Here is a 24870-nt window from a genome sequence, read left to right as displayed (position 1 = left end):
GGGAACGGATGCGGTCATCGGAGCTCTGTCGTCGCCCATCGGGGAAGGCGCGGGATTTCGCGGCTCCCTAGCACAATTCGGCGAAAATCGGAAATTGCGTGATTCGCAGGCGCCATCCGCCTAGGGCGAATGCCCCTCGAATTGCGGCAGGTCGTCGGTGATCTCGTACCAGGGCGCCTTCGAACCGACGAAGATGTGATGACTGGGCCGGATGCCCGGCGCGTCCTCCAAGGTCCCCATCGCGACATGGACATAGGTCCCGTCGCGGACCACCGAGAACAACAGCGAGCCGCAGCGGCCGCAATGCGCGTCATGCGCGTCGGGTTCGCCGACGATCAGCAGGCCATCCGCGCCTGCGGTCACCACAAGCTTCCTGCGCTCGATCCCGGCGAAGGGCTTGAAGGCCGATCCGGTGGTGCGGCGGCATTGCGAGCAATGGCAATTGGCGGCGTAGCGGAAGGCATCCGCGACCTCGAAGCGCGACTGCCCGCAATAGCATCGGCCTTTCAGGCGGCGGTCCGAAGCAGATGCGTCGGAAACCACGACCCGGACAGCCTTACTTGCAGGCGTCCTCGGCCCGCTTCACGATCTGGCTGATGCCGGCGAGCGAGTACTTGTCGCTGGTCGGGTTGCCGCGCTTGGACGTGCCCTTGACCTCGAGCCCGGCGCCGCGGCGCAGCGCGTCGAGCATGCGCGGCTCCTCGGCCGGGTTCTTCAGCCACATGTTCTGGCCCTTGGCGACCAGCGCGAAGCGCTCGTTGCCGATGATCGCCTGGTGCTCGACCCCTTCCTTGAGGTCGAAATTCATCACGAAGCTGATCTCGTTGCGCACGCCCTCACCCGGCCGGCTGGAGACGAAGAGCAGGCCCTCGACATCCTTGAGATTGGTCGGGATCCGGGTCTCGGCCTTGGACAGCGCATAGCAGACCTTGGAACGGCCCTGCTGCGAGGAGAAGGCCTGCCATTTGCCAGCGCTTTCCAGCAGCATCGCCTGCCCCTGGCCGGGGCTGGCGGCGGCAGCGGTCGCCGCGGCGGGCTTCGGCTTGGCGGGCGCGGCCTCAGCCGGCAGCGTGGCCACGCCGAAAAGGCCGGCGACGAGGCCGAGCGCGATGGCGGAGCGGGAAAGAGCGGCGTCGCGGGTGGGGAGGAACGAGCTGATCATGGACCGCCATCAGTCACTAAAAATCTTAATACCGCGTTTACCACCTGTTGATCAGGCGCATTCGCGCGGGGACGGCGGCATAGAGTGTCACGATCCTGGCGAAAATGCGAATGGCGGCAGGGCGGTTCCGTGTCGCTTCCGGCCATGCCAGAATCGGAACGGATGACGACGAAGGCGGATCGACGATGAAGGCCCTGCTCTGCGACCACCACGGCCCGGCCGAGGAACTGGCGATTCGCGATCTGCCCGATCCGGAGCCCGGTCCCGGCGAGGTCGTCATCGCGGTGAAAGCCGCCGCGCTCAATTTCTTCGACACGCTGATCATCCAGGGCCGCTATCAGACGAAACCCGCCTTCCCCTTCTCGCCCTCGGCCGAATGCGCCGGCACCATTGCCGCCATCGGAGAGCGCGTCACCGGCTGGCAGGTCGGCGAGCGCGTCGCGGCCTGGCTGGGCTACGGCGCAGCGCGCGAAAAGGTCGCCGTCTCCGCCGATCAGATCATCCGCATTCCGGACCGGCTCGACGATGCCCAGGCGGCCGGCCTCTTCGTCACTTATGGCACCGCCATGCATGGACTGATCCAGCGCGCCGGACTGAAAGCCGGCGAGCGCCTCGCCGTCCTCGGCGCTTCCGGCGGAGCGGGCTTGGCAGCCGTCGAGATCGGCGCCCTGCTCGGCGCCCATGTCATCGCCTGCGCCTCTTCGCCCGACAAGCTGGCGCTCGCCCGCGAGCATGGCGCGCAGGAGGAGATCGATTATGCGCGCGACGACATCCGCGCCGAACTGAAGAAACTCACTGAAGGGCGTGGCGTCGACGTCCTCTACGACACGGTGGGCGGTGAACTGGCCGAGCCGGCTCTGCGCTCGATGGCCTGGGAAGGGCGCTATCTCGTGGTTGGATTCGCCGGCGGCGAAATCCCGAAGATCCCGCTCAACCTACTGCTGCTCAAGGGCTGCGACCTGCGCGGCGTGTTCTGGGGCCAGTTCGTCGTGCGCGACCCGGCCGGCCATCGCCGCAACACGGAGCGCCTGCTGGACTGGGCGGCGGGCGGCCATATCCGCGCCCATGTCCATGCCACGATCCCGCTCGAGCGCTGGACCGAGGCCTATGCGCTGATCGCCGACCGCAAGGCCAAGGGCAAGATCGTGCTGACGCTGTAGGATTCCGCGTCATTCTCGGGCGAAGCACAGCTTCGACCCGAGAATCTCAGGACGAGACGACACGGGTTTCCGAGATGCTCGGGTCAAGCCCGAGCATGACGACTTCCGAAATTCAGAGCTCCGCCATCGCCTGCTTCGCCCGCTCGCGATGCTCGATCGTGATCGAACCGGCAACCGCCGCGATGGCAGCCGCGATCACCGCCGCATCGTCGGTGAAGCCGATCAGCGGCATGATGTCGGGAATGGCATCGATCGGCAGGACGAAATAGCCGAGCGCGGCGAGCAGCGTCAGTCGCACGCGCCGCGGCGTCGCCGGATCGCGCGCGCAGAACCACGCGGCCAGCAGATCCTCCGCAAACGGAATCCGCTTCGCGACGCGCTTGAGCCGGGCCATGAAATCGGCGCCGAACTTCGCCTCGTCGCGCAGGCTCTTGCGGATCGCCTCCATTTCCTCGCGGCTGAAGCTTGCGCTGAACCCCTCGCTCATCCCTGTCCTACTCCTTGGCATCTGTGATGCCGATCATCGCGCGCCTGGAAACAGCGCGCCATGTCGAAAGATGGCCCCGTCGCAATCCTGCACAAGAGGTCTCCCACAAAACCCGCTTGGAGCGGCGCGGAACGCCCTCTAAACCGGCTGTCACAACAAGATTGACGGGAAACGCGCCATGAAACTCGATTCCTCCCTCGCCGCCATCGTCACCGGCGGCGCCTCCGGCCTCGGCGAGGCGACCGCGCGCATGCTGGCCGGCCAGGGCGTCAAGGTCGCGCTGCTCGATCTCAATGCCGAGCGCGGCGAGGCGATCGCGAGGGAGATCGGCGGCGTCTTCGCCCAATGCGACGTCACCAGCGAGGCCTCGGTCGATGAAGCGCTGGCCAAGGCCCGTGCCGCCCATGGCGTCGCCCGCATCATCGTCAACTGCGCCGGCATCGCGCCGGGCCGCCGCGTCGTCTCGAAGAAGCGCGACACAGGCGAGCTCGTCGCCCATGACCTGGCGACCTTCGAGAAGGCGGTCGCGATCAACCTGAACGGCACCTTCCGCGTCATCGCCAAATCGGCGGTCGCGCTCGCCGGGCTCGACCCGATCACGGAGGATGGCGGCCGCGGCGTCATCATCTGCACGGCTTCGGTCGCGGCCGAGGACGGCCAGATCGGCCAGGCTGCCTATGCCGCCTCCAAGGCCGGTGTCGTCGGCCTGACCTTGCCGGTCGCGCGCGATCTCGCCGGGGTCGGCATCCGCATCGTCACGATCATGCCGGGCCTGTTCGAGACGCCGATGTTCGCCGGACTCCCCGACGATGCCAAGGCCTCGCTCGCCGTCTCCGTGCCGCATCCCTCGCGCCTCGGCCGTCCCGCCGAATACGCCGCGCTCGCCCGCAGCATCATCGAGAACGACATGCTGAACGGCACCGCGATCCGCCTGGATGGCGCGATCCGGCTGGCGCCGAAATAAGCCTCAGACGATGCGGTAGACCTCGCCGGCGCTGCGGTCCCGGTAGAGATCCACGCGCTCGCCGTTCCAGTGATAATCGAGGTGCCGCCCTTGGACGGGATGGCTGGCACCATCGGGATAGAACAACCCGGCGCATTCGCCGCCGGGGCAACGCACGCTGGGATAGGCGATGCCAGCCGAACCCAGCGCCCGCAGGCCGATGCCGAGCGCCTGGCTCGCGGTGTAGTCCGAAGGGTCGAGCACCGGCGCAGCTTCGGCTCCGAGCGGCCGGATATCGTGAAGCTCCGCATCGACCTCCAGCACGATCTCGCGGAATTGCGAGGTCCAGCCCGGAGGCTGCGCTGTGGCCAGCATAAAGCGGGCGTGGTGGTGGATCGTCTCCAGCAGCGCGACTTCGAAGCGATCGCCGACATAGAGCACGCCGAAGCTGCCATCGCTGAAACGGCTCGGCCGGTCCGGGCTGACATGAGTGAAGGGCGCCATCAGCCAGCTCGCACCCGGCCCCGAGACGCGTCGCTCGGCCGGCACGAGGTCGAGATTGCCGATCGTCTCCATCAGGCGCGGATTGGTCTTCTGCTCGGCCGCGATCAGGAGCGGCCAGTCGGCGGGATCGGCGATATCCTCGAACAGGTCGATCGGCGGGAAGATGCTGCGGATGATCCGGACCGCCCCGCGCCATGCGATCTCCGCGACCGGCAGGCTCGCCGGATCGATCACCAGGCGCCCCGCTCGGCATCGAGCAGGCGGCGCACCCGCATCAGGTCGGTGAGTTCACCGCCGAGCATGACATCAACAGCCGACTTGCCGCCGAAATCGGCATTGGGCCGCTTGATCCAGTCATAGCCGCGCTGCGGCTCCGTGAAGATCAGACGCAACGCCTTGTGAATGCCCATCAGGTTCGAAAGCCGGGCCTTCCCGTCGCGCGAGATGCGACCGATCTCGCCGGCTTTCCAGCGCCGGTAGCTCCTGACCGGCAAATCGACCAGCACCGCCGCTTCCTCGTCGGTGATCCGCCAGAGCCGGAACAGGTTGACCGCGGCGCGGAACATCGCCGCTGCCTCGTCATCCGTGATCGGATCGGGGACGAAATCGCGCTGGGCCGTCTCGATGCGCTGCAGGGCCGTCATGGCATTGCTCTCCATTTGGCATAAAATGGAGACAATATTGCCAAATGGCAAGAGGCATCTTGCAGGACCGTCATTCCGGGCAAGCGAAGCTCAGACTCGGAATCCATCGTAGAGCAGAGAGCCTGAGGATGGATTCCGGATCGGCGCGGCTTCGCCGCTTGTCCGGAATGACGCAGGAGGAAGAGCCTATTCCTCGGTCTTTGCCGGCTTGATCTCGTGCTTCAGGATCAAGGGCGTCTGCGCCAGCGCGAAGGCCATGGTCAGCGGCATCACGCCCCAGACCTTGAAGGCGACCCAGAAATCCTGGGTCTGCGTGCGCCAGACCACCTCGTTGATGGCTGCCAGCACGAAGAAGAACAGGCCCCAGCGGAAGGTCAGCTTGCGCCAGCCCTCCGCGTCGAGCTGCAGCACCGTCTCCAGGACCAGCGAGAGCAGCGAACGCCCGAAGAACAGCCCGCCGAGCAGGACGCAACCGAACAGGGCGTTCACGATGGTAGGCTTGACCTTGATGAAGAAGGCGTCGTCCAGGGCCAGCGTCAGCCCGCCGAAGACGGTGACGACGATCGCGTTGACGATCGCCATGCGAGGCAGATAGCCCATCAGCACCCGCGACAGCACCAGCGCGATCAGCGAGGCCGCGATGAAGATGCCGGTCGCGACGAAGATGCGCCGGTCCTCGGCGACGTGGAACAGCCGGTCGCCATAGGAATTGGCGAAGAAGAAGATCGCCAGCGGCCCGAATTCCAGCGCGAGCTTGAGCAGCGGATTGACCGCCTTGCCCTTGTTCGCCGCCCCGGCCGGTTGCTGCACCGTTTCGCTCACGCCGCCTCTCCCGAAGCTGATTCCATGCCCGCCACGGCCCGCGCGAAATCGCGTGCCGAAAATGGCTCCAGATCCTCGACGCTCTCGCCGACACCGATGAAATGCACGGGCAGGCCGAACTGCGCCGCCAGTGCGACGAGAATGCCGCCGCGCGCCGTGCCGTCGAGCTTGGTCATGACGAGCCCGGTCACGCCCGCTGTCTCGCGGAAGGCTTCGACCTGCGAAATCGCGTTCTGGCCGACGGTCGCGTCGAGCACGAGCAGCGCCGCATGCGGCGCGCTCGGGTCCTGCTTGCGGATGACGCGCACGACCTTAGCGAGTTCGTCCATCAGCCCTTGCTTGTTCTGCAAGCGGCCGGCCGTGTCGATCAGCAACACGTCGGTATTGTCTGCCTTGGCCTTCTGCAGCGCTTCGAAGGCGAGTCCAGCCGCATCGGCGCCCTGCTGGCCATGGACGACCTCGGCCCCGGTGCGCTCGCCCCAGACCCGCAATTGCTCGATCGCCGCTGCGCGGAAGGTATCGCCGGCCGCGAGCATCACGGATTTGCCCTCAGCGCGGAATTTCGCGGCGAGCTTGCCGATCGTCGTCGTCTTGCCGGAGCCATTGACCCCGACCATCAGCAGCACGAACGGCTTTTTCGTGGCGTCGATCACGAGCGGCTGGGCAACGGGCAGGAGGATCGTCTCGACCTCGCGCGCCAGGATGGCCTTCACCTCGGCCGGCTCGATCTGCTTGTCGTAGCGCCCGTCGCCGACCGCTTTGGCGATCTTGGCCGAGGTCGCGAGCCCGAGATCGGCCTGGATCAGGATGTCTTCCAGGTCCTCGAGCGTGCCGGCATCGAGCTTGCGCTTGGTGAAAAGGTCGGTGATTCCCGTCGTGAGCGCCGAGGAGGTCCGCGACAGCCCCTCGGTCAGGCGTCGCCACCAGCTCCGCTTCGGCTGCGGCGCCGGGGCTGGAGCAGGTTCGGGAGCGGCAGCGGGCTCGGGCTGCGGAACGACGGCGACGGCGGGTGCCGGCTCTGGCGGGGCCGGAGGTGCGACCTCCTCGACCGGAACAGGCGGCACGACAGGTTCGGGAACCGACACCTCGACGACAAGCGCTTCCGCCTCGACCGCCGTCGCAGGAGCAAGCTCTTCGACGTCCGGCTTCGTCTCCTCGACCGGCTCGACAGCCTGCTCGATCACCGTCTCCGGAGCGGGCGCCGGCTTGGCCGGTTCCTCGTCGCGTCCGAACAGCCTGGAAAAGAAGCCGCGTTTCTTCGGTTCGGTCTCGCTCATCATCGCCCTGTCTTCGGTTCAGCGGGGCATCTTCGGTTGCGCCGCCGGGCCGGGTTGGGTAGCGCAATGCCATGGCAGCGCCGGACCGACCAGAAAATTCGCAATCCCTCGGGCAGATCGAGGAAGAGCTGCCGGTGCCGCTGCTCTATCGCGACGCCATGATGCTCGTCATCGACAAGCCCGCCGGATTGCCCTCGCATCGCGGCCCCCAGGCCAAGCGCCGGATCATCCCCGTCCTGACCGATTATCTCGACCAGCTCCGCTTCGGCCTGCCGCGAAAGCCGGAAGCGGCGCACCGGCTCGACAAGGACACCTCCGGCTGCCTCGTGCTCGGCCGGCATCCCCGCGCCATGGCCGAGCTCAACCAGATGTTTCGCGATGCCCGCATCGACAAGACCTATTGGGCGATCGTGCAGGGCAACCCTGCGCAGGACGAGGGATTGATCGACCTTCCCCTCGCCAAGCGCTCGCCCGAGCGCGGCTGGTGGATGAAGGTCGATCCCGCCGGCCTGCCTTCGCAGACCCGCTATCGCGTGCTCGGCCGGGGCGAGAGCGAGCACGGCCCGCTCGCCTGGCTCGCGATGGAGCCGTTGACCGGCCGCACCCACCAATTGCGCGTCCATTGCCAGGCCTCCGGCTGGCCGATGCTCGGCGACGAGATCTATGGCGATGCCCCGCGCGAGGGCGGCCCCGGCCTCCAGCTTCACGCGCGGGCGATCACGATCCCGCTCTACAAGAAGCGCGATCCGATCACGGTCCAGGCGCCGCCGCCGCCGCATATGCTGGCGGCGCTCAGGGCTTGCGGGTGGAGCGGCTGAAGAATTCCGGTTGCAGACGGAGCCGCACCGTCATTCCGGGGCGGGCCGCAGGCCTGAGCCCGGAATCCAGAACCGACATTCTCATGAATTCAGGTGATGGCCCGCTCGCGCTCTTCCGGAAGCGGCATCGGTTCTGGGTTCCGGGCTCGCCGCCATGCGGCGCCCCGGAATGACAACGCGGTCCCCCGGCCTCAATGCCCCAGCGCGTCAATCGCCTTGGCGAGCTTGACGTCGAGCTCGGTCAGCCCGCCCGCATCATGGGTCGCCAGCGTGATGTCCACGGTGCGATAGACGTTCGACCATTCCGGGTGATGGTTCATCGCCTCGGCCAGTAGCGCGACGCGCGTCATCCAGCCGAAGGCCTCGCTGAAATCGCGGAAGACGAAGCGCTTGGCGATGGCCTCGCGGCCCTGCACCAGCTTCCAGCCGGTCAGGGTGGCCAGCGCTTCGGCCTGTGCCTCGGGCGAGAGCCGTTTCGGCCGCGTCATCGGCGCATCTCCCGCGACAGGCGATTCGGATAGGAGGGCCCGAGCGGATAGGCCGCCTCCAGCACATAGGGGCCGCCGCCGATCGAATCCCGCGAGGACATCAAGGCCACCCGGCGCGCCGTGAAGGTGAACGGGCGGACGATCGGATGCAGGCTGAGGAAATGCGCGAGCTCGACAGGGGTCGTGTCCCGCAAGCGCGCCAGCGTGACATGGGGCACGAATTTGCGCGCCTCGGCCGGCAGGCCGAGGCGGCGCATCTGTCGTTCGAGATCGCCTTGCAGGTCAGTCAGCGCCTTGCCCGGCTGTGCCCGCGCAAACAGGGCGCGCGGCTTGTCGCCGCCGAAGCTGCCGAGCGCATCGAGCGTGACCACGAACGGATAGGCCGTGAGGTCGGAAAGCATGTAGTCGATGTCGTTGGCCTTGCGGCGGTCGACATCGCCCAGGAAGCGCAGGGTGATGTGGTAGTCGGCCGGCTCGATCCAGCGCGAACCCGACAATCCGCCGCGATGCAATGTCAGCCCGGTCGCGACCTCGGCGGGAATTTCCAGAGCGATGAACAGCCTCGGCATGAGCGAATCCCTGCCAAGCGATTGTGACTCTGGAGAGACGGTAGATCAGGAAGCCGGCTCAAGGGAATTGTTTTTCCCTCGACCCACACGCTCCGTCATTCCGGACAAGCCGCGAAGCGGCGCCGATCCGGAATCCATCGAGGGGCGTCAACGCTCTACGATGGATTCCGGGCCTCCGCTGCGCTGCGCCCGGAATGACGCGGTATTCTGGGGATTACGGGCAGGGATTGCCGACGAGCTGGTGGATCGCGTCGATTCCCGCCTCGATCTCTGGCGAAAGCTTGACGTCGATCGAGGCGATGTCCGTCTTGAGCTGCTCCATCGAGGTCGCACCGATGATGTTGGCGGTGACGAAGGAGCGGCTGTTGACGAAGGCGAGCGCCATCTGCGCGGGATCGAGCCCTGATTCGCGGGCGAGCGCGATATAGCGCCTGATCGCCGCCTCGGTGCCTTCCGTCTGGTAGCGCTGGCCGCGGTCGAACAGGGTCGTGCGCGCCCCGGCGGGACGGGCGCCGTCGAGATATTTGCCGGTGAGGAAGCCCTGCGCCAGCGGCGAGTAGGCGAGCAGGCCGACATCCTCATGCAAGGCGACCTCGGCCAAAGCCGTCTCGAAGGTGCGGTTCAGCAGGTTGTAGGCGTTCTGGATCGACTGGACGCGCGGCGTGCCACGCGCTTCCGAATCGGCCACGAAGCGCATCGTGCCCCAGGCGCTCTCGTTGGAGAGACCGAGATGGCGGATCTTGCCGGCCTTGATCACCTCCGCGAAGGCGTCGAGCTGCTCGGCGATCGGGGTCTCGTCGGCCGCCGAGGCGTAGGCGTCCCCGGCGAAGCGCGTCGGATTCGAGCCCCAGGGCATCGGCCGCTCGGGGAAATGCAGCTGGTAGAGGTCGATATAGTCGGTCTGCAGCCGCTGCAGGCTCTTGTCGACAGCCTCGAAGATCTGCTTGCGCGTCACCCGTGTCGGGCTCTTGTCGTCACGGAACCAGGTGTTGCCGCCGCGGCCGCAGACCTTCGACGCCAGGATGACCTTGTCGCGGTTCTTCCGCGCCTTGAACCAGCTGCCGATGATCCGCTCGGTCGAGCCCTGCGTCTCAGGCTTCGGCGGAATCGCATAGAGCTCTGCCGTGTCGAAGAAATTGATGCCCTGCTCGAGGGCGTAGTCCATCTGGGCATGGCCCTCGGCCTCGGTGTTCTGCTCTCCCCAGGTCATGGTTCCCAGGCAGATCACCGAGACCTTGAGATCGGTGCGTCCGAGGCGGCGGTATTCCATGGCGAAGCAACTCCGGAAGCAGGGGCCGGCAGGCGGCAATGCAAGAAACGGGGATACGCCGCGCGGAGAACCCGCGGGCGGATCAGGACCTGAGCGGCAGGGTGGCGATGAAGCGCTCGACCGTCGGCAGGATGGTCCGGACGATGACTTTGACGCCGTCGGCCGTGGGGTGGAGCCCATCCGCCTGGTTCAGGGCACGGTCGCCCGCGATGCCTTCCAGGAAGAACGGGTAAAGCACCAGCCCGTATTGTTTCGCAAGCTCCGGATAGATCGCATCGAAGCGTTTCGCGTAGTCCTCGCCGAGGTTGCGCGGCGCATACATGCCCGCCAGCAGCACCGGGATTTTCCGCTCGGTCAGGCGCGCGACGATCGCTTCCAGGTTTTTCCGGGTCACGGACGGATCGACGCCGCGCAAGGCATCATTGGCGCCGAGCTCGAGGACGACGCCGTCGGTCCCGTCAGGCACCGACCAGTCGAGCCGTTCGAGCCCCCCTTGCGTCGTATCGCCGGAGACGCCGGCGTTCACGATTTCGACAGCGAGGCCCTTCTGGCGCAAAGCCTGCTCCAGAACCGCCGGAAAGGCAGCACTGGCTGCGAGGTTGTAGCCCGCCGACAGCGAATCGCCGAAGGCGACGAGCTTCAACGAGCGCCCGGCGCTCGGACCGGAGGAAGAGGTCTGGGCGCCGGCCATGTCTGTGAACCCGATGAAAAGCAGCAGGGCGGCGACGAAAAACGTCGCAAGCGATTGGACAAGCAGGAGTGCGCGCCCATATGGCCGCAGACCAAGCCGCGCCTTGGTTCGGCCCCGCTCGGGGCGTGATCGGGTGCGAGCGAAGGCGGCGACGGAAGCGTAAATCGGGATCATGGCGTGATGAGCGAGAAGGCCGCTTCGGCAATCGAGTTGCAGGATGTCCACCTGAGTTTGGGGCGTGGCGCCGCCCGCGTCCATATCCTCAAGGGCGTCTCGGTGTCGCTGGCGGATGGCGAGGCGACCGGCCTCGTCGGCCCCTCCGGTTCCGGCAAGTCGACCTTGCTGATGACCATGGCCGGCTTGGAGCGCCCCGATTCCGGCCTGGTCAAGGTCGCCGGCCAGGATCTCGGCGCCCTCGACGAGGACGGGCTCGCGATCTTCCGCGGCCGGCATATCGGCATCGTCTTCCAGTCTTTCCATCTCGTGCCGACCATGACGGCGCGCGAGAACGTCGCCCTGCCGCTGGAGCTCGCCGGCCACCCCGACGCCTTCCCCCGCGCCGAAGCGGAACTGCGCAATGTGGGCTTAAGCCATCGCATGGACCATTACCCGGCCCAGCTCTCGGGCGGCGAGCAGCAGCGCGTCGCCATCGCGCGCGCCGTCGCGCCGGATCCGGCGATCCTCGTCGCCGACGAGCCCACCGGCAATCTCGACGAATCGACCGGCCGCTCGATCGTCGACCTGATCTTCGCCTTGAAGCGCGAGCGCGGCGCCACGCTGGTGCTCGTCACCCACGATCTTTCGCTCGCCGCGCTCTGCGAACGCACGGTCCAGCTGCGCTCCGGCGTGATCGAGCCCGAGCCCGAGACGGCGGTCGCCTGACGATGCACGCCCCCGTCAAGCCGCCTCAAACTCCCGCCTTTTGGTCTCCCGGCATCGGCCTCGTGCTGCGCCTCGCCATCCGCGACCTGCGTGCGGGCTTGCGCGGCTTCGGCATCTTCATCGCCTGCCTCGCGCTTGGCGTGATGACCATCGCCGCCGTCGCCTCCGCCTCGCGCGGCCTGACCGAGGGGCTCGCCCGCGAAGGCCGGCGCATTCTCGGCGGCGACGCCGCCTTCAGCCTGATCCATCGCGGAGCTTCGCCTGCGGAATTGTCCTTCCTGACCGCGCGCGGCACCGTCTCCAGCATCGCCACCATGCGCGGCATGGCCAATGCCGGCGAAAAGGGCGCGGCTCTGGTCGAGATCAAGGCGGTCGATGCTGCCTATCCGAGCATCGGCGCGGTCGAAATCGATCCGCAGGCGCCGCTGCCCGGCCTGCTCGACCAGCGCGACGGGGCCTATGGCGCCGTCGCCGACCCCGTCCTCTTCGGTCGGCTCGATCTCAAGCCCGGCGACATCGTCACGGTCGGTGGCGCCAAGATTCAGCTCCGCGCCAATCTCGTCTCCGAGCCCGACAAGATCGCGGCCGGCGTCGGCTTCGGTCCGCGCCTCCTGATGTCGCAGGAGGCGCTGAAGGCGACCGGCCTGATCCAGCCCGGCAGCCTGATTCGCTGGACCTATCGCCTCCAGCTTCCGCAGACCGCGACGAGCGATGCCGAGCTTGAGAAGGTCATCGCCGATGCCGGCACGCAGCAGCGCGAGGCCGGCTGGGAAATCCGCTCCCGCGCCAATGCCGCACCGAGCTTCCAGCGCAATCTCGAACGCTTCACCCAGTTCCTGACGCTGGTCGGCCTCACGGCCCTGCTCGTCGGCGGTGTGGGTGTCGCCAATGCAGTGCGCCGCTTCGTCGAGGCCAAGAAGCTCGACTTCGCCACCATGAAAGCGGTCGGCGCCACCGGCGGTCGCGTCGTCGCGATCCATCTCACCGAGGTCATGCTCGTCGCCGCGATCGGCACCGCGATCGGCCTCGTGCTCGGCGCCGCCGCGCCTTTCGGCCTCGGCGCGATCGTCCAGAGCATCCTGCCCGTGCCCTTCGAGCCGACGCTGGCGCCGGGCGAGCTTGCCATCGCCGCGCTCTACGGCCTGCTGACCGCGTTCGTCTTCGCGATCATCCCGCTCGGCCGCGCCCATGACATCCCGGTCTCCGCCCTGTTCCGCGACAAGGTCGAGCCCGACCCGCGCCGCCCGCGCGCGATCTATCTCGTGCTCTGCGCGCTCGCGCTCGCCGGTCTTGCCGGCGTCGCCATCGGCTTCGCCTATGACCGCCGCATCGCGCTGATCTATATCGGCGTGATGTTCGGCGTCTTCCTGCTGCTGCGGGCCGTCTCGCTCGGCCTGATGGCGCTGGCCCGCCGCCTCCCGCGCCCGCGCCGGCCGGCTTTGCGCATGGCGCTCGCCAACAGCCACCGGCCGGGCGCGCTGACGCCGTCGCTGGTGCTCTCGCTGGGGCTAGGCGTCGCCCTGCTCTCGGCGCTGTCTTTCATCGATGTCAGCCTGACCCGGCAGCTCACCGGCGCCCTGCCCGACAAGGCGCCGAGCTTCTTCTTCCTCGACGTGCCCAGCCGCGATTCCGAGCGGTTCGACGCCTTCCTCGCGGCCGAGCGGCCGGGCGCCAAGACCGAGCGCGTGCCCATGATGCGCGGCCGCATCGTCTCCGTGAACGAGACCCGCGCCGAGGACATCAAGGCGAGCGAGCAATCCGCCTGGGTGCTCGATGGCGATCGCGGCATCACCTATGCCGCCACGCTGCCTGAAGGCTCGCGCATCGCGGCCGGCGAATGGTGGCCGGCCGATTATCGCGGTGAGCCGCTGGTCTCCTTCGATGCCCAGAACGCCGCCGGCATCGGCCTGAAGATCGGCGACAGGCTGACGGTCAACGTGCTCGGCCGCAACATCACCGCCCGCGTCGCCAATTTCCGCACGGTCGACTGGCGCTCCTTCGGCATCAATTTCGTGATGGTGTTCTCGCCCAACACCTTTGCCGGGGCGCCCCACACCAATCTCGCCACCGTCGCCACCAGCCCGGACGGCAAGGGCGCGACCGATGCCGCGCTGATGCGCCGCCTCGCGCTTGACTTCCCGGCCGTCACGGCGGTGCGGGTCAAGGACGCGCTCGAAGCGGTCAACACCATCGTCGCCCAGCTCGCCACCGCGATCCGCGGCGCCTCGGGCCTCGCCATCGCGGCGAGCCTGCTCGTCCTGGGCGGCGCGCTCGCCGCCGGACAGCGGGCGCGGCTCTATGACGCGATGATCCTGAAGACGCTCGGCGCGACCCGCCGCTTCATACTTTCGTCGTACGCCCTTGAATACGCCGCCATCGGGTTCGTCGCGGCCGTCTTCGGCGTTGTCGCGGGTACAGCGGCCGGCTGGGGCATCGTCACGCAAGTGATGCGGATCGAATTCGTCAGTGATCCCACGGGGGCGATACTGGCCGCGACTGCAGCAATCGGGGTTACCGTCCTGTTCGGGCTTGTCGGGACGATAAAAATACTGACGAAAGCACCGGCTTCTCATCTCAGGAATTTATGATGACTGTCTGAGATCGACTCTCGATAGACATTAAAATCCTGTAATTCTGCATTGGTGCAGCGCCGAACTTCTATGATCTGGCCGGCCCTAACCATGGGCGGCCCTTGTAAGAACCGGCAAAGCCCCTCATATTCCGCTTATCGCGACTTTTCGTGCGCGAGGACGGCTGGCGCCTGCGCGCTGGTCCGTCGTCCGAAACACCGTCAGGGGAAAGTCTCTTAATGAGCAACTTCGACCGCAATGCTCCAGTCTGGGGTGCCGGCCGCGCACAGCAGACCAGCGCCGTCGAGATGGATCAGGGCCTGCGCTCGTTCATGCTCGGCGTCTACAACAACATGGTGATCGGCCTGGCGATCTCGGCGCTGTTCGCGCTGGGCGTCAACAAGATGGCCGTGACCGACCAGGCCAACGCCGTCGCCAAGATCGGCAACACCTATCTCACCGCCTTCGGCAAGCTGCTCTACGGCACGCCGCTGATGTGGGTGGTCGCGCTGGCGCCGCTGGCCTTCATCTTCTTCTTCTCGTTCCGCGCCGACAAGATGTCCGCATCGTCCGCCCGGACGATGTTCTTCGCCTTCGCGGCGGTGATGGGCGTCTCGCTCTCGACGATCCTGATCCGCTATACCGGCGCGTCGGTGGTGCAGGTCTTCTTCATCACCGCGGCGGCCTTCGGTGGCCTCAGCCTCTACGGCTACACCACCTCGAAGTCGCTCTCCGGCATGGGCTCCTTCCTGGTCATGGGCCTGATCGGCCTGATGCTGGCCTCGATCGTGAACATCTTCCTGGCTTCGAGCGGGCTCGGCTTCGTCATCTCGCTGGTCGGCGTCGGCATCTTCGCCGGCCTGACCGCCTGGGACACCCAGCGCCTGAAGGAGATGTATCTCTACTCCGATCTCGGCCCGGAGGAGGCTGCGAAGCTCTCGGTGAACGGCGCGCTGTCGCTCTACCTGAACTTCATCAACATGTTCCAGTTCCTGCTCTCGCTGATGGGCAACCGCGAGTGAGAACGACAGGTTCCTGAACGGGAACATACGAGCCCCGGCCTCACGGCCGGGGCTTTTTCTTTGGTGGGGGCTTTCTTTCTGGCACGCACATTGCTCATGCTTTGGGCATGACGACGCCTACGATCCGCTCGGGCCTCCCTGCCGACATACCCGCCATCACGGCGATCTACGCCCATGCGGTGCTGCACGGCACGGCCTCCTGGGAGCTGGAGCCGCCGGGCGAGGCGGAGATGCAGCGGCGCTACGAGGCGATCCTGGCCGGCGGCTATCCCTATCTCGTCGCGGAGCGGGACGGCGTCATCCTCGGCTATGCCTATGCCGGAGCCTATCGGCCGCGCCCGGCCTATCGCGCGACCGTCGAGAACTCGATCTATATCGCGCCGGCAGCACAGGGGCTCGGCATCGGCGGCCTCCTCCTCGATGCGCTGATACAGGCCTGCACCGAACGCGGCTTCCGCCAGATGATCGCGGTGATCGGCGACGGCACCGGCGCCTCGGTCGGCTCGCGCCGCCTGCATGAGCGCGCCGGCTTCCGGCTGATCGGCGTCGCCGAGAAGGTCGGCTTCAAGCACGGCCGCTGGCTCGACCAGATGCTGATGCAGAAGGAACTAGGCGAGGGCGACGGCACGCCACCCGCTCTATAGACCTCAAAGCCCTCATCCTGAGGAGCCGCGTAGCGGCGTCTCGAAGGATGTTCCAGGAGGCTCGGGAATCATCTGGAGCACCCTTCGAGACGCAGCCTTCGGCTGCTCCTCAGGATGAGGGCTCGAATGAAAAGCCTGCCTCGGCGCGTCAGCTCACGACACTGAGCTTGTTGTCGAGCACCTTGAGCACGCGCGAGAGTTCGGAGCCGCGCTTCAGGATCAAGCCCGTCGCTGCGACGACCGAATACGCGCCCTGCCGCCGCGCCAGCGCCGGATCCTTGACGATCCGGTAGAGCGGCATCTCAGACGAGCGCCGGAACACCGAGAACTGCGCCTTATCCTTCAGGAAATCGATGGCGTAGTCGCGCCACTCGCCAGCCGCGACCATGCGGCCGTAGAGATTGAGCAATTCGCTGAGTTCGCGCCTGTCGAAGGTCACGGTCGTGGATCGCGCCGGCGCTGGAAAATGGACCACCGCGCCGGCGGATTGCGGTTGTGGCGTTTCGCTGTCGCTCATGGCGCCTCCCTGGTCGGGGCCTCACCAAATCATCGGGGAATGATGCGCCTGCGGTCCTGCGCTGGCAAGGGATCGCTGCTGGCACCCGGAATGCGTTTTGCGCGAATGCCCCATTTTCGCCGCGAACGCGTCAAGCGAGCGCCAAGTTGCGCCGTTCAACTCTCCTCGTTGCCTCGACGGCCCGGTTTCGCTGATCGCCGGTTTGTCAGCCCCCCAGCCCCCCGGAGTTCGGGCGGAGCCGGGTCATCTTCATCGAGGCCAACTAGCGGCTGGCATTGCGCCGGCCGTTTTCTTTTTGGGATGCAGGCACCACCGCTGTCATTCCGGGTCGCCGCTAAGCGGCGAGCCCGGAATCTAGAACCGATGCTGCTCTTTGGAAGGGCTGTATTGCGGCATAGCTAGTCTTCACCGGCATCGGTTCTGGATTCCGGGCTCTTCGCTTACGCGAAGCCCCGGAAAGACGGCGTGGCCGGTGCGCTCTACCGCATCTGCCCGTGATACTCGGCATTAGGGCGCATATCGACCGCCGAGGCCATCCGGTTCGACATGTTGTAGAAGGATGCGACGGCGCCGATATCCCAGATGTCGCGCTCGCCGAAGCCGGCCTTGCGCAGCGCCTCGCGATCGTCCTCGCCGATCAGATGCGGCGTCTCCGTCAGCTTGACCGAGAAATCGAGCATGGCGCGGTGCCGCACCGACAGCTCGGCCGCCCGGTAATTCATCACCAGCAGCTCGCCCAGCACGGGATCCCCGGAGAGCTGGCGCACCGCAGCACCATGGGCGGTCAGGCAATAATAGCAGCGGTTCACGCTGGAGACGGCGACCGCGATCATCTCCCGCTCCAGCTTCGACAGGCCGGACGGCGCCAGCATCAGGTCGTTGTAGAAGGCTGCGAAGGCCGTGAGCTTGGCGTCGTCATGCGCATAGGAGGTCAACACGTTCGGCACGAAGCCGAGCTTTTCCTGGCATTTCGCGAAATAGGCCTGGTTCTCCGGCGACAACGCCCCCGGCTTCAGGTCCAGCGCCATGACGGCAGGCGGCGAATCCTGGCGCGTCGGCTCTTCTCCCACCTTGGGTTTGTCATGCTTTGTTGCCATGGTGCGTCCTGTCGAATCCGGGGGGAGCGTCAGCTTGCCGCTTTTTCGGGCACGGCAAGTTGAAAGCCTGCGCAGCCTATGTCATCGCTGCGGCAAAACAACTGGGGTGAACCATGGGCAAACGGGTGACGAACGCGACTGCGGGTGCAATCGCAGCGATCGAGGCCGCAGCCACCGGACTGAAGAGTTCGATGCCCGCCGAGTTCCCCCGCCTGCTCTTTGGTCGATCCGTCGCCGAGGATCTCGAGGCCCTTCCGGCCGACATGCTCGCCCGCACCGCCGCTGCCGCGTTCGAGCACCTGGCCCAGCCGCGCAAGCCCGATACGATCAACCTGCGCTTCCGCGACGAGGAATACGGCGAGGGCGAGCGCAAGAACCAGCTCACCGTCCTCGAAGTCGTCAACGACAACAAGCCGTTCCTGCTCGATTCGACGCTTGCCGAGTTGCAGGAGCAGGGTCATGAGCCGCGTCTCGTCGCCCATCCGATCCTGGCGGTCGCCCGCGACGCCAAGGGCAAGTTCACCGCGCTGGCCGGCGAAGCGGCCGGCCGTGCGCCCGAGGGCACGCGCCGCGAGAGCCTGCTCCACATCCATGTCCCGCGCATCGATACGCCGGAAGCGCGCGAGAAGCTGCGCGCCGGGCTGGAGCGCGTCTATAACGACGTCTCGCTCGCGGTGGACGACTGGGCCGCAATGCGCGGCCGCATCACCGAGGTGATCCAGGCCTATCGCGCCAATCCGCCGCCGCTGCCGGAAGACGAGATCAACGAGGCGCTGCAATTCCTCGAATGGATCGCCGGCGACAATTTCACCCTGCTCGGCATCCGCGCCTATCGCTTCCCCGGCGGCGATGTCGCGGCCGACCCGATCGAGGGCTCGGGCCTCGGCATCCTCCGCGATCCCACCGTCAAGGTGCTGCGCAAGGGCCGCGAGCTGGTCACGGTCACGCCGGAGCTCCGCTCCTTCCTGGCCAAGCCCCAGGCGCTCATCATCACCAAGGCCAACGTCAAGAGCCTAGTGCATCGCCGCGTCCATCTCGACTATGTTGGCGTCAAGCTGTTCACCGCTGACGGGCGGCTCGACGGCGAATTGCGCATCGTCGGCCTGCTCACCTCGAACGCCTATACCGGCTCGGCCCGCGGCATTCCCTATCTGCGCCTGAAGGTCGCACGCGTCGCCAAGAATATCGGCTTCGACCCGGCGAGCTATTCCGGCCGGGCGCTGATGAACGTGCTCGACGCCTATCCGCGCGACGAGCTCTTCCAGATCGACACCCCGACGCTGGAGCAATTCGCGCTCGATATCCTCCAGCTCACCGAGCGGCCGCGCATCCGCGCGCTTGCCCGCGTCGACGAGTTCGACCGCTTCGTCTCGATCCTCGTCTTCATCCCGAAGGACCGCTACGACACCACGGTGCGCCTGCGCGTCGGCGATTTCCTGGCGCGGATCTATGGCGGGCGCCTCTCGGCCGCCTACCCCGCATATCCCGAGGGACCGCTCTCGCGTACCCACTACATCATCGGCCGCGACGAGGGCAAAACCCCGCGCGTCGAGCGTGCGACGCTCGAAGCCGGCATCAGCGCCATCGTCCGCACCTGGGGCGACGGGCTGAAGGACGTTCTCGACCAGGAGAAGGCCGGCCCGGCCGCCCGCGCGCTGGCCGAGCGCTATGCCGAGGCCTTCGGCGCCGCCTATCGCGAGCGCTTCTCGGCCGCCGATGCGCTGGTCGATATCGAGATGCTCCAGCAGCTCACGCCGGAGCGCGGCCGCGCCGTCAATCTCTATCGGCGCGAGGGCGACGACGCCAAGCGCGCCAATCTCAAGGTCTTCTCGCGCGGCGCGCCGATCTCGCTTTCGGCCCGCGTCCCGGTGCTGGAGAACATGGGCTTCCGCGTCGTCAACGAGCGGACCTACAACGTCATGCCCCAGGGCAATGGCGACGCGGTCCGCATCTGGCTGCACGACATGACGCTGGAGCGCGCCGACGACGGCGAGATCGATATCGAGCATCTCGATCCGACCATCGAGGCGGCGCTGATGGCGCAGTTCCGTGGCCTCGCGGAATCCGACCGCTTCGACCAGCTCGTGCTGGTCGCCGGCCTCGCCTGGCGCGAGGCGGCTCTGCTGCGCGCCTTCGGCCGTTATCTCAGGCAGGCCGGCGCGCCCTATGCGCAGGGCTATATCGCCGACGCCCTGACCCGCCATGCCGGCATCGCAGCGGGGCTCGTCGCCTATTTCGCCGCCAAGTTCGATCCGCGCGTTCCGGCGGGCGAGCGCGAGCAGCGCATGGCCCAGAAGCATGCCGAGATTGAGGAAGCGCTCGACGCCGTCACCAGCCTCGACGACGACCGCATCCTGCGCCGCCTCGTCAATCTGGTCGATGCCGCCCTGCGCACGAACTTCTTCCAGATCGGTCCCGACGGCCAGCCGCGCCAGACCATCACCTTCAAGTTCGACTGCGCCAAAGTCGACGGCCTGCCGCTGCCGCGCCCGCTCTACGAGATCTTCGTCTATTCGCCGCGCGTCGAGGGCATCCATATGCGCTTCGGCAAGGTCGCGCGCGGCGGCCTGCGCTGGTCCGACCGGCCGCAGGATTTCCGCACCGAGGTGCTGGGCCTCGTCAAGGCGCAGCAGGTCAAGAACGCCGTGATCGTGCCGGTCGGCGCCAAGGGCGGCTTCTTTCCGAAGCAGCTCCCGCCGGCCTCCGACCGCGCCGCCTGGCTGGCCGAGGGCACCGAGAGCTACCGCATCTTCATCCGCAACCTGCTCGAGCTCACCGACAATCTCGACGGCGAGACCATCGTGCCGCCGCCGGACACGGTGCGTCATGACGGCGACGACCCCTATCTCGTCGTCGCCGCCGACAAGGGCACCGCGACCTTCTCCGACACCGCCAACGCGATCTCGCTGGAGAAGCATCACTGGCTGGGCGACGCCTTCGCCTCCGGCGGCTCTCAAGGCTACGACCACAAGGGCATGGGCATCACGGCGCGGGGCGCCTGGGAAGCGGTGAAGCGCCATTTCCGCGAGGTCGATATCGACATCCAGACCACGCCGTTCACCGTCGCCGGCGTCGGCGACATGTCGGGCGACGTCTTCGGCAACGGCATGCTGCTCTCGCCGGCGATCAAGCTGGTCGCGGCCTTCGACCACCGCGACATCTTCCTCGACCCCGATCCGGACATGGCGAAGTCCCAGGCCGAACGCCAGCGCCTCTTCGCCCTCCCGCGCTCCTCCTGGCAGGATTACGACAAGAGCCTGATCTCCAGGGGCGGCGGCATCTTCTCGCGCCAGGCCAAGAGCATCCCGCTCTCTCCCGAGGTCCGCGCGCTGCTCGACCTGGACAAGAAGGAGGTCTCGCCGCCGGAGCTGATGACGGCGATCCTGAAGGCGCGCGTCGACCTGCTCTGGTTCGGCGGCATCGGCACCTATATCCGCGCCTCCGACGAGACCGATGCGCAGGTCGGCGACCGCGCCAATGACGCGATCCGCATCACCGGCAACGATCTCCGGACGCGGGTCATCGGCGAGGGCGCCAATCTTGGCGTCACCCAGCGCGGCCGCATCGAGGCGGCGCGCAAGGGCGTCAAGCTCAACACCGACGCGATCGACAACTCCGCCGGCGTCAACACCTCAGACGTCGAGGTCAACATCAAGATCGCGCTCGCCGGCCCGGTGAAGGACGGCCGCCTGAAGGAAGACAAGCGTAACGAATTGCTGGCGGCGATGACCGACGAGGTCGGCGATCTCGTCCTGCGCAACAACTACCTGCAGACGCTGGCGCTCTCGCTGACCGAGGCGCAAGGCTCGGCCGCAACGCCCGGCCTGCGCTTCCTGATGCAGACGCTGGAGCAGGACGGGAAACTCGATCGCTCGGTCGAGTACCTGCCGAGCGATGCCCAGATCGCCGAGCGCGAGAAGCGCAGCGAAGGCCTGACCCGGCCGGAGCTCGCCGTGCTCCTGGCCTATGCCAAGCTCTCGCTGCACGACGCGCTGCTCGAATCCTCGGTGCCGGATGACCCCTATCTCGCCAGCGAACTCGTCCGCTACTTCCCGAAGGCGCTGCGCGAGGCCTATCCGGACGCGATCGCCAGCCACAAGCTGCGCCGCGAGATCGTCGCGACCCAGCTCGCCAACGCCATCGTCAACCGCGGCGGCCCGGCCCTCGTGCCGGTGCTGGCGGCGCTGACCCGCTCGGACGCACCGGCCATCGCCGCCGCCTACGCGATCGCCCGCGATTCCTTCGATCTCATCGCCCTCAACGGCGAGATCGACGCGCTCGATGCCAAGATCCCCGGCAAGACCCAGCTCGGCCTTTACGGGGCAGCGCAGGAGCTCGTCACCAACCGCATGGGCTGGTTCCTGCGGCGCGGCGTCGCCAAGCCCGGCACGATCGAGCAGACCATCGCGCGCTATGCCAAGGGCGTGAAGGAACTGTCCGAACATCTCGGCAGCCTGCTGCCCGAGGCCGCCTCGCAGGCACGGCTCGCGCGCATCGCCGTGCTCACCTCGGAAGGCGTGCCGGAGGCGCTGGCCACGCGCATCGCCAGCCTGCCGGCACTCGCCGAGGCGACCGACATCGTCGACATCGCCGAGCGCAGCAAGCGCGAGATCGGCGAGGTCGCCCGCATCCATTTCGGCATCGACGCGCTGTTCGGCCTGTCGAGCCTGAAGGCGGCGGCAGCGGCGGTGCCGGCGACGGACGATTACGAGCGCCTGGCCCGCGAGCGGGCGATCGAGACCCTCGACGACGCCCAGTCCAACCTGACGCAAGAGGTCTCCGCCTCGGCCAAGGGGCAGGGCACGCTGGAGAGCTGGCTAGCCGAGCGCGGCGAGGATGCGGAACGCACCCGCACCACCGTCAACGCGATCGCAAGTTCCGGCCTCACCCTGCCGAAACTGATGGTCGCCGCCGGCATGCTGGCCGACCTGCCGCGCAAGCATTAGAAGGCATGGTGTTTTGACGACCAAACGCGCCGTCATCCCGGGCTTGACCCGGGATCCGTCTTAGAGCGCTTAAGCCCTGGGATGGATTCCGGATCGGCGCCGCTATCGCGGCTTGTCCGAAATGACGGCGGCGTTTCCATACGCAAACCGGCACCCGCTTGTGCACCCTTGAACGGAAAGACCGATGACCGGCGAAGCCGACACGACCACCCGCATCGACCCCAAGCTGCTCGAAATCCTGGTCTGCCCGCTGACCAAGGCGACGCTGGAATACGACGCCGCGAAGCAGGAACTGATCAGCCGCGCCGCCAAACTGGCCTACCCGATCCGCGACGGCATCCCGATCATGCTGCCGGAAGAGGCGCGTCAGCTCGAAGATTGAGCCCGTTTGGGCCCCACGCGCCTCCGTGTTAGGATGTACACATCCCAACACAAGGATCGAGAACATGGCTGCGACGGAAACCATGACAATCCGGGTTTCTGCCGAAACCAAGCGCAAGCTCGAACGCATCGCGGCCGGCACCCGGCGCAGCAAGTCCTTCCTCGCTGGCGAAGCGGTTTCCGCTTATGTCGACCGTGAGCTTGAGATCATCGAGGGGATCAAGCGCGGCCTTGCCGATGTCGAGGCCGGGCGGGTCGTTCCGCATGACGAAGCCATGGCGGAGGCTCGCCGGATCATCGCGGAGGTGCGTCGCGAACGAGCCGACCGGAAATGAAGCGGGTCATCTGGTCGGATAACGCCAGACGCGACTATTTTGCGATCCTCAGATACATCGCCCAAGACAATCCGGACGCCGCCGAACGAACCGTCGATGCCATTGAGCAGGCTGGCAATATGCTCGGCGAGTTCGCGACCGGGCGGCCCGGCCGCGTGAGTGGCACTTACGAGAAGCTGGTTCCCGGCCTGCCTTATATCCTCGCCTATACCATCGCATCCCAAGGCGAGCGTGAGGTCGTAGCGATCCTGCGCGTCATCCATACGGCGCGAGACTGGCGCGAAGAGGATTGGCCCGCGTAAGCGCGGCTCTTAAAGCGCCTCGCCCCGCAGCAGCCGCGGCGGCGCACCGGCGACACCAGCGGCCTCGCGGATGAAGAAGCGCTTCAGCCCCGGCAAACGATCGACGATGCCGAGCCCGAGATCGCGTGCCAGCCTGAGTGGTGTCGCATCGTTCGAAAAAAGGCGATTGAGCCCATCGGTTACAGCGCCCATCGCCACGGTGTCGAAGCGCCGCGCCTTTTCATAATCCTCCAGAACATCGGCCGAGCCGGGATCGAGGCCGAGCCGCGCCGCATCGACGATCGCCTCGGCCAGCGCCGCGACGTCCTTCAGGCCGAGATTCAGCCCCTGCCCGGCGATGGGGTGGATCAGATGGGCGGCATCGCCCAGCAGGGCCAGCCGCTCGCCGACGAAGCGGCGCGCAACCCCGAAGCCGAGGGGATGCGCGCCGACTGCGCTTTCGAGCGCGATCTCGCCGAGTTCGAGCCCGAAGCGCCGCTCGATTTCGGCCAGCATGTCGGCCGTATCGAGCGAGAGCAGCGGTTCGACATTCTCCGTCCGCTCCGTCCAGACGATCGAGGAGCGGTGTCCGAGCGCCCCGCCATCGGCCAGCGGCAGGATCGCGAACGGCCCCGACGGCAGGAAATGCTCGACCGCGCGCCCGTCATGAGGCCTCTCATGCCCGATCGTCGCAACGATACCCGATTGGCCGTAATCCCAGCCGACCCAGCCGATACCCGCCTGCTCGCGCAGTTTCGAGCGCGCGCCATCGGCCGCGACCAGCAGAGTCGCCTCGCAGCGCGTTCCATCGCCGAAAACCAGCGCGATCGATGCATCCTCGGCCGTGAAACGCCGCACGCCGGCACGCCGCAGTTCGACGCCGGCAGCCTCGCAGGCCGCCTTCAGCGCCGCCATCAGGGCCGCATTTTCGACCATATGGGCGAAGGGCTCCCCGGGCTCGACCTCGCCGTCGAAGGTCAGGAAGACCGGGCGGACCGCATCCTCGGTGCGGCTGTCGGAGACGATCATCTCCAGCATCGGCTGGGCGGTATGCGCGATCACATCCCAGATGCCGAGCGTCTTCAGCATCGCCCGGCCGCCGGCCGCGACGGCATAAGCCCGGTTGTCGGCGCGCGGCGCGGCCGACAGCGCCGGATCGGCCAGGATGACCGCAAAATCCGCGCCCAAACCCTGCTTCAGCGCGAGCGCCAATGCCAGCCCGGCAATGCCGCCGCCGGCGATGACGATCCGCATGGCGGGCCTCTCTTCGATAGCCATCTCGTCCTTCTCTCCGCGTCGACTTGACGCCACGGGATGCCTCGGTGCTGATGCCAGGCGAAACCGGTGTTCCTGTGCGGGC

The 24870-nt window shown here is 67.0% G+C and carries 25 protein-coding genes; 11 read left to right on the top strand and 14 right to left on the bottom strand.

All coding sequences use genetic code 11. From position 1 onward, the window contains the following. Nucleotides 1–120: 120 nt before the first annotated feature. Entirely contained in the window at nt 121–543 is a 423-nt protein-coding gene (locus JHD80_RS07605; RefSeq protein WP_199085769.1) for a GFA family protein, read from the bottom strand. A 13-nt stretch (nt 544–556) separates the two neighbouring features. Continuing rightward, on the bottom strand, nt 557–1162 hold the full coding sequence (locus JHD80_RS07600; RefSeq protein ID WP_199085768.1) for a hypothetical protein: 606 nt from the start codon (nt 1160–1162) through the stop codon (nt 557–559). A 185-nt stretch (nt 1163–1347) separates the two neighbouring features. Here JHD80_RS07600 and JHD80_RS07595 point away from each other — a divergent pair, with 185 nt between their 5' ends. Continuing rightward, nucleotides 1348–2322, top strand: coding sequence for an NADPH:quinone oxidoreductase family protein (locus JHD80_RS07595; RefSeq protein WP_199085767.1), 975 nt, complete (start codon nt 1348–1350; stop codon nt 2320–2322). A gap of 112 nt (nt 2323–2434) precedes the next feature. Here JHD80_RS07595 and JHD80_RS07590 read toward each other — a convergent pair whose 3' ends face one another. Beyond that, nucleotides 2435–2770, bottom strand: coding sequence for a YkvA family protein (locus JHD80_RS07590; RefSeq protein WP_465246503.1), 336 nt, complete (start codon nt 2768–2770; stop codon nt 2435–2437). 217 nt (nt 2771–2987) lie between these two features. Here JHD80_RS07590 and JHD80_RS07585 point away from each other — a divergent pair, with 217 nt between their 5' ends. Beyond that, nucleotides 2988–3773: an SDR family NAD(P)-dependent oxidoreductase gene (locus JHD80_RS07585; protein WP_199085765.1), complete on the top strand. Its 786-nt coding sequence runs from the start codon at nt 2988–2990 to the stop codon at nt 3771–3773. A 3-nt stretch (nt 3774–3776) separates the two neighbouring features. Here JHD80_RS07585 and JHD80_RS07580 read toward each other — a convergent pair whose 3' ends face one another. The 4 genes from JHD80_RS07580 to ftsY form a co-directional block, all read right to left on the bottom strand. Next, the gene (locus JHD80_RS07580) at nt 3777–4490 is read right to left on the bottom strand and encodes an RES family NAD+ phosphorylase (protein WP_349237228.1); all 714 of its coding nucleotides are present in this window, start codon (nt 4488–4490) and stop codon (nt 3777–3779) included. Beyond that, complete coding sequence (locus JHD80_RS07575; protein WP_199085764.1) at nt 4487–4900, bottom strand: MbcA/ParS/Xre antitoxin family protein; 414 nt, start codon at nt 4898–4900, stop codon at nt 4487–4489. The genes JHD80_RS07580 and JHD80_RS07575 overlap by 4 nt, the downstream gene beginning before the upstream one ends. A gap of 186 nt (nt 4901–5086) precedes the next feature. Then, nucleotides 5087–5722, bottom strand: a complete 636-nt coding sequence (locus JHD80_RS07570; RefSeq protein ID WP_349237227.1) for a septation protein A — start codon at nt 5720–5722, stop codon at nt 5087–5089. Then, nucleotides 5719–7002: a signal recognition particle-docking protein FtsY gene (gene ftsY / locus JHD80_RS07565; protein WP_199085763.1), complete on the bottom strand. Its 1284-nt coding sequence runs from the start codon at nt 7000–7002 to the stop codon at nt 5719–5721. Before ftsY ends, JHD80_RS07570 begins: the two co-directional genes overlap by 4 nt. A gap of 68 nt (nt 7003–7070) precedes the next feature. Here ftsY and JHD80_RS07560 point away from each other — a divergent pair, with 68 nt between their 5' ends. Beyond that, nucleotides 7071–7817: an RluA family pseudouridine synthase gene (locus tag JHD80_RS07560; protein WP_199085762.1), complete on the top strand. Its 747-nt coding sequence runs from the start codon at nt 7071–7073 to the stop codon at nt 7815–7817. Nucleotides 7818–8008: 191 nt separating this feature from the next. Here the strand turns inward: JHD80_RS07560 and JHD80_RS07555 are convergent, their stop codons facing one another. The 4 genes from JHD80_RS07555 to JHD80_RS07540 form a co-directional block, all read right to left on the bottom strand. Further along, nucleotides 8009–8305, bottom strand: a complete 297-nt coding sequence (locus JHD80_RS07555; RefSeq protein ID WP_199085761.1) for a 4a-hydroxytetrahydrobiopterin dehydratase — start codon at nt 8303–8305, stop codon at nt 8009–8011. Beyond that, nucleotides 8302–8874: an RNA 2',3'-cyclic phosphodiesterase gene (gene thpR, locus JHD80_RS07550; protein ID WP_199085760.1), complete on the bottom strand. Its 573-nt coding sequence runs from the start codon at nt 8872–8874 to the stop codon at nt 8302–8304. Before thpR ends, JHD80_RS07555 begins: the two co-directional genes overlap by 4 nt. A gap of 214 nt (nt 8875–9088) precedes the next feature. Beyond that, on the bottom strand, nt 9089–10144 hold the full coding sequence (locus JHD80_RS07545; RefSeq protein ID WP_199085759.1) for an aldo/keto reductase: 1056 nt from the start codon (nt 10142–10144) through the stop codon (nt 9089–9091). An 82-nt stretch (nt 10145–10226) separates the two neighbouring features. Beyond that, nucleotides 10227–11093 carry an arylesterase gene (locus JHD80_RS07540; RefSeq protein ID WP_465246502.1) on the bottom strand — a complete coding sequence of 289 codons (867 nt, stop codon included), beginning with the start codon at nt 11091–11093 and terminating at the stop codon, nt 10227–10229. On the opposite strand from JHD80_RS07540, the gene JHD80_RS07535 reads away from it, so the two are divergent. The 4 genes from JHD80_RS07535 to JHD80_RS07520 all read left to right on the top strand — a co-directional run bounded on the left by JHD80_RS07535 (nt 11016) and on the right by JHD80_RS07520 (nt 15953). After that, entirely contained in the window at nt 11016–11717 is a 702-nt protein-coding gene (locus JHD80_RS07535; protein WP_199085758.1) for an ABC transporter ATP-binding protein, read from the top strand. The two genes, JHD80_RS07540 and JHD80_RS07535, sit on opposite strands and share 78 nt — an antisense overlap. A 2-nt stretch (nt 11718–11719) precedes the next feature. Then, nucleotides 11720–14305, top strand: a complete 2586-nt coding sequence (locus JHD80_RS07530) for an ABC transporter permease (RefSeq protein ID WP_199085757.1) — start codon at nt 11720–11722, stop codon at nt 14303–14305. 221 nt (nt 14306–14526) lie between these two features. Then, nucleotides 14527–15309, top strand: coding sequence for a Bax inhibitor-1/YccA family protein (locus JHD80_RS07525; protein WP_199085756.1), 783 nt, complete (start codon nt 14527–14529; stop codon nt 15307–15309). A 107-nt stretch (nt 15310–15416) separates the two neighbouring features. Then, nucleotides 15417–15953, top strand: a complete 537-nt coding sequence (locus JHD80_RS07520) for a GNAT family N-acetyltransferase (RefSeq protein WP_199085755.1) — start codon at nt 15417–15419, stop codon at nt 15951–15953. 148 nt (nt 15954–16101) lie between these two features. Here JHD80_RS07520 and JHD80_RS07515 read toward each other — a convergent pair whose 3' ends face one another. Then, entirely contained in the window at nt 16102–16470 is a 369-nt protein-coding gene (locus JHD80_RS07515) for a DUF2794 domain-containing protein (RefSeq protein ID WP_199085754.1), read from the bottom strand. A gap of 479 nt (nt 16471–16949) precedes the next feature. Then, on the bottom strand, nt 16950–17498 hold the full coding sequence (locus JHD80_RS07510) for a peroxidase-related enzyme (RefSeq protein WP_248311435.1): 549 nt from the start codon (nt 17496–17498) through the stop codon (nt 16950–16952). A 260-nt stretch (nt 17499–17758) separates the two neighbouring features. On the opposite strand from JHD80_RS07510, the gene JHD80_RS07505 reads away from it, so the two are divergent. The 4 genes from JHD80_RS07505 (at nt 17759) to JHD80_RS07490 (ending at nt 23531) form a co-directional block, all read left to right on the top strand. Then, on the top strand, nt 17759–22513 hold the full coding sequence (locus JHD80_RS07505; RefSeq protein WP_248311431.1) for an NAD-glutamate dehydrogenase: 4755 nt from the start codon (nt 17759–17761) through the stop codon (nt 22511–22513). A 184-nt stretch (nt 22514–22697) separates the two neighbouring features. Beyond that, on the top strand, nt 22698–22895 hold the full coding sequence (locus JHD80_RS07500; protein ID WP_199085751.1) for a Trm112 family protein: 198 nt from the start codon (nt 22698–22700) through the stop codon (nt 22893–22895). A 64-nt stretch (nt 22896–22959) separates the two neighbouring features. After that, nucleotides 22960–23229 carry a CopG family ribbon-helix-helix protein gene (locus tag JHD80_RS07495; RefSeq protein ID WP_199085750.1) on the top strand — a complete coding sequence of 90 codons (270 nt, stop codon included), beginning with the start codon at nt 22960–22962 and terminating at the stop codon, nt 23227–23229. Then, nucleotides 23226–23531: a type II toxin-antitoxin system RelE/ParE family toxin gene (locus JHD80_RS07490; protein WP_199085749.1), complete on the top strand. Its 306-nt coding sequence runs from the start codon at nt 23226–23228 to the stop codon at nt 23529–23531. Before JHD80_RS07495 ends, JHD80_RS07490 begins: the two co-directional genes overlap by 4 nt. A gap of 9 nt (nt 23532–23540) precedes the next feature. On the opposite strand, the gene JHD80_RS07485 is transcribed toward JHD80_RS07490, so the two are convergent. Then, nucleotides 23541–24788, bottom strand: a complete 1248-nt coding sequence (locus tag JHD80_RS07485) for a ubiquinone biosynthesis hydroxylase (protein ID WP_199085748.1) — start codon at nt 24786–24788, stop codon at nt 23541–23543. Between the last annotated feature and the right edge of the window lie 82 nt (nt 24789–24870).

Source organism: Allobosea sp. ASV33 (genome assembly GCF_016428755.1).
In the GTDB taxonomy this organism is placed as follows: domain Bacteria; phylum Pseudomonadota; class Alphaproteobacteria; order Rhizobiales; family Beijerinckiaceae; genus Allobosea.
Note: the sequence above shows the minus strand (reverse complement) of the source record. Positions and strands in the feature narration are given on the sequence as shown.

Excerpts from the sequence above, each read along its gene's own strand:
- JHD80_RS07510 (WP_248311435.1), bottom strand. The coding sequence starts at position 17,498 with ATGGCGCTGGACCTGAAGCCGGGGGCGTTGTCGCCGGAGAACCAGGCC.
- JHD80_RS07595 (WP_199085767.1), top strand. The coding sequence starts at position 1,348 with ATGAAGGCCCTGCTCTGCGACCACCACGGCCCGGCCGAGGAACTGGCG.
- JHD80_RS07530 (WP_199085757.1), top strand. The coding sequence starts at position 11,720 with ATGCACGCCCCCGTCAAGCCGCCTCAAACTCCCGCCTTTTGGTCTCCC.
- JHD80_RS07505 (WP_248311431.1), top strand. The coding sequence starts at position 17,759 with ATGCCCGCCGAGTTCCCCCGCCTGCTCTTTGGTCGATCCGTCGCCGAG.
- JHD80_RS07520 (WP_199085755.1), top strand. The coding sequence starts at position 15,417 with ATGACGACGCCTACGATCCGCTCGGGCCTCCCTGCCGACATACCCGCC.
- JHD80_RS07560 (WP_199085762.1), top strand. The coding sequence starts at position 7,071 with ATGGCAGCGCCGGACCGACCAGAAAATTCGCAATCCCTCGGGCAGATC.
- JHD80_RS07585 (WP_199085765.1), top strand. The coding sequence starts at position 2,988 with ATGAAACTCGATTCCTCCCTCGCCGCCATCGTCACCGGCGGCGCCTCC.
- JHD80_RS07545 (WP_199085759.1), bottom strand. The coding sequence starts at position 10,144 with ATGGAATACCGCCGCCTCGGACGCACCGATCTCAAGGTCTCGGTGATC.
- JHD80_RS07490 (WP_199085749.1), top strand. The coding sequence starts at position 23,226 with ATGAAGCGGGTCATCTGGTCGGATAACGCCAGACGCGACTATTTTGCG.
- JHD80_RS07590 (WP_465246503.1), bottom strand. The coding sequence starts at position 2,770 with ATGGAGGCGATCCGCAAGAGCCTGCGCGACGAGGCGAAGTTCGGCGCC.
- JHD80_RS07500 (WP_199085751.1), top strand. The coding sequence starts at position 22,698 with ATGACCGGCGAAGCCGACACGACCACCCGCATCGACCCCAAGCTGCTC.
- JHD80_RS07515 (WP_199085754.1), bottom strand. The coding sequence starts at position 16,470 with ATGAGCGACAGCGAAACGCCACAACCGCAATCCGCCGGCGCGGTGGTC.
- JHD80_RS07600 (WP_199085768.1), bottom strand. The coding sequence starts at position 1,162 with ATGATCAGCTCGTTCCTCCCCACCCGCGACGCCGCTCTTTCCCGCTCC.
- ftsY (WP_199085763.1), bottom strand. The coding sequence starts at position 7,002 with ATGATGAGCGAGACCGAACCGAAGAAACGCGGCTTCTTTTCCAGGCTG.
- JHD80_RS07555 (WP_199085761.1), bottom strand. The coding sequence starts at position 8,305 with ATGACGCGGCCGAAACGGCTCTCGCCCGAGGCACAGGCCGAAGCGCTG.
- thpR (WP_199085760.1), bottom strand. The coding sequence starts at position 8,874 with ATGCCGAGGCTGTTCATCGCTCTGGAAATTCCCGCCGAGGTCGCGACC.
- JHD80_RS07535 (WP_199085758.1), top strand. The coding sequence starts at position 11,016 with ATGAGCGAGAAGGCCGCTTCGGCAATCGAGTTGCAGGATGTCCACCTG.
- JHD80_RS07495 (WP_199085750.1), top strand. The coding sequence starts at position 22,960 with ATGGCTGCGACGGAAACCATGACAATCCGGGTTTCTGCCGAAACCAAG.
- JHD80_RS07575 (WP_199085764.1), bottom strand. The coding sequence starts at position 4,900 with ATGACGGCCCTGCAGCGCATCGAGACGGCCCAGCGCGATTTCGTCCCC.
- JHD80_RS07525 (WP_199085756.1), top strand. The coding sequence starts at position 14,527 with ATGAGCAACTTCGACCGCAATGCTCCAGTCTGGGGTGCCGGCCGCGCA.
- JHD80_RS07540 (WP_465246502.1), bottom strand. The coding sequence starts at position 11,093 with ATGGACGCGGGCGGCGCCACGCCCCAAACTCAGGTGGACATCCTGCAA.
- JHD80_RS07485 (WP_199085748.1), bottom strand. The coding sequence starts at position 24,788 with ATGGCTATCGAAGAGAGGCCCGCCATGCGGATCGTCATCGCCGGCGGC.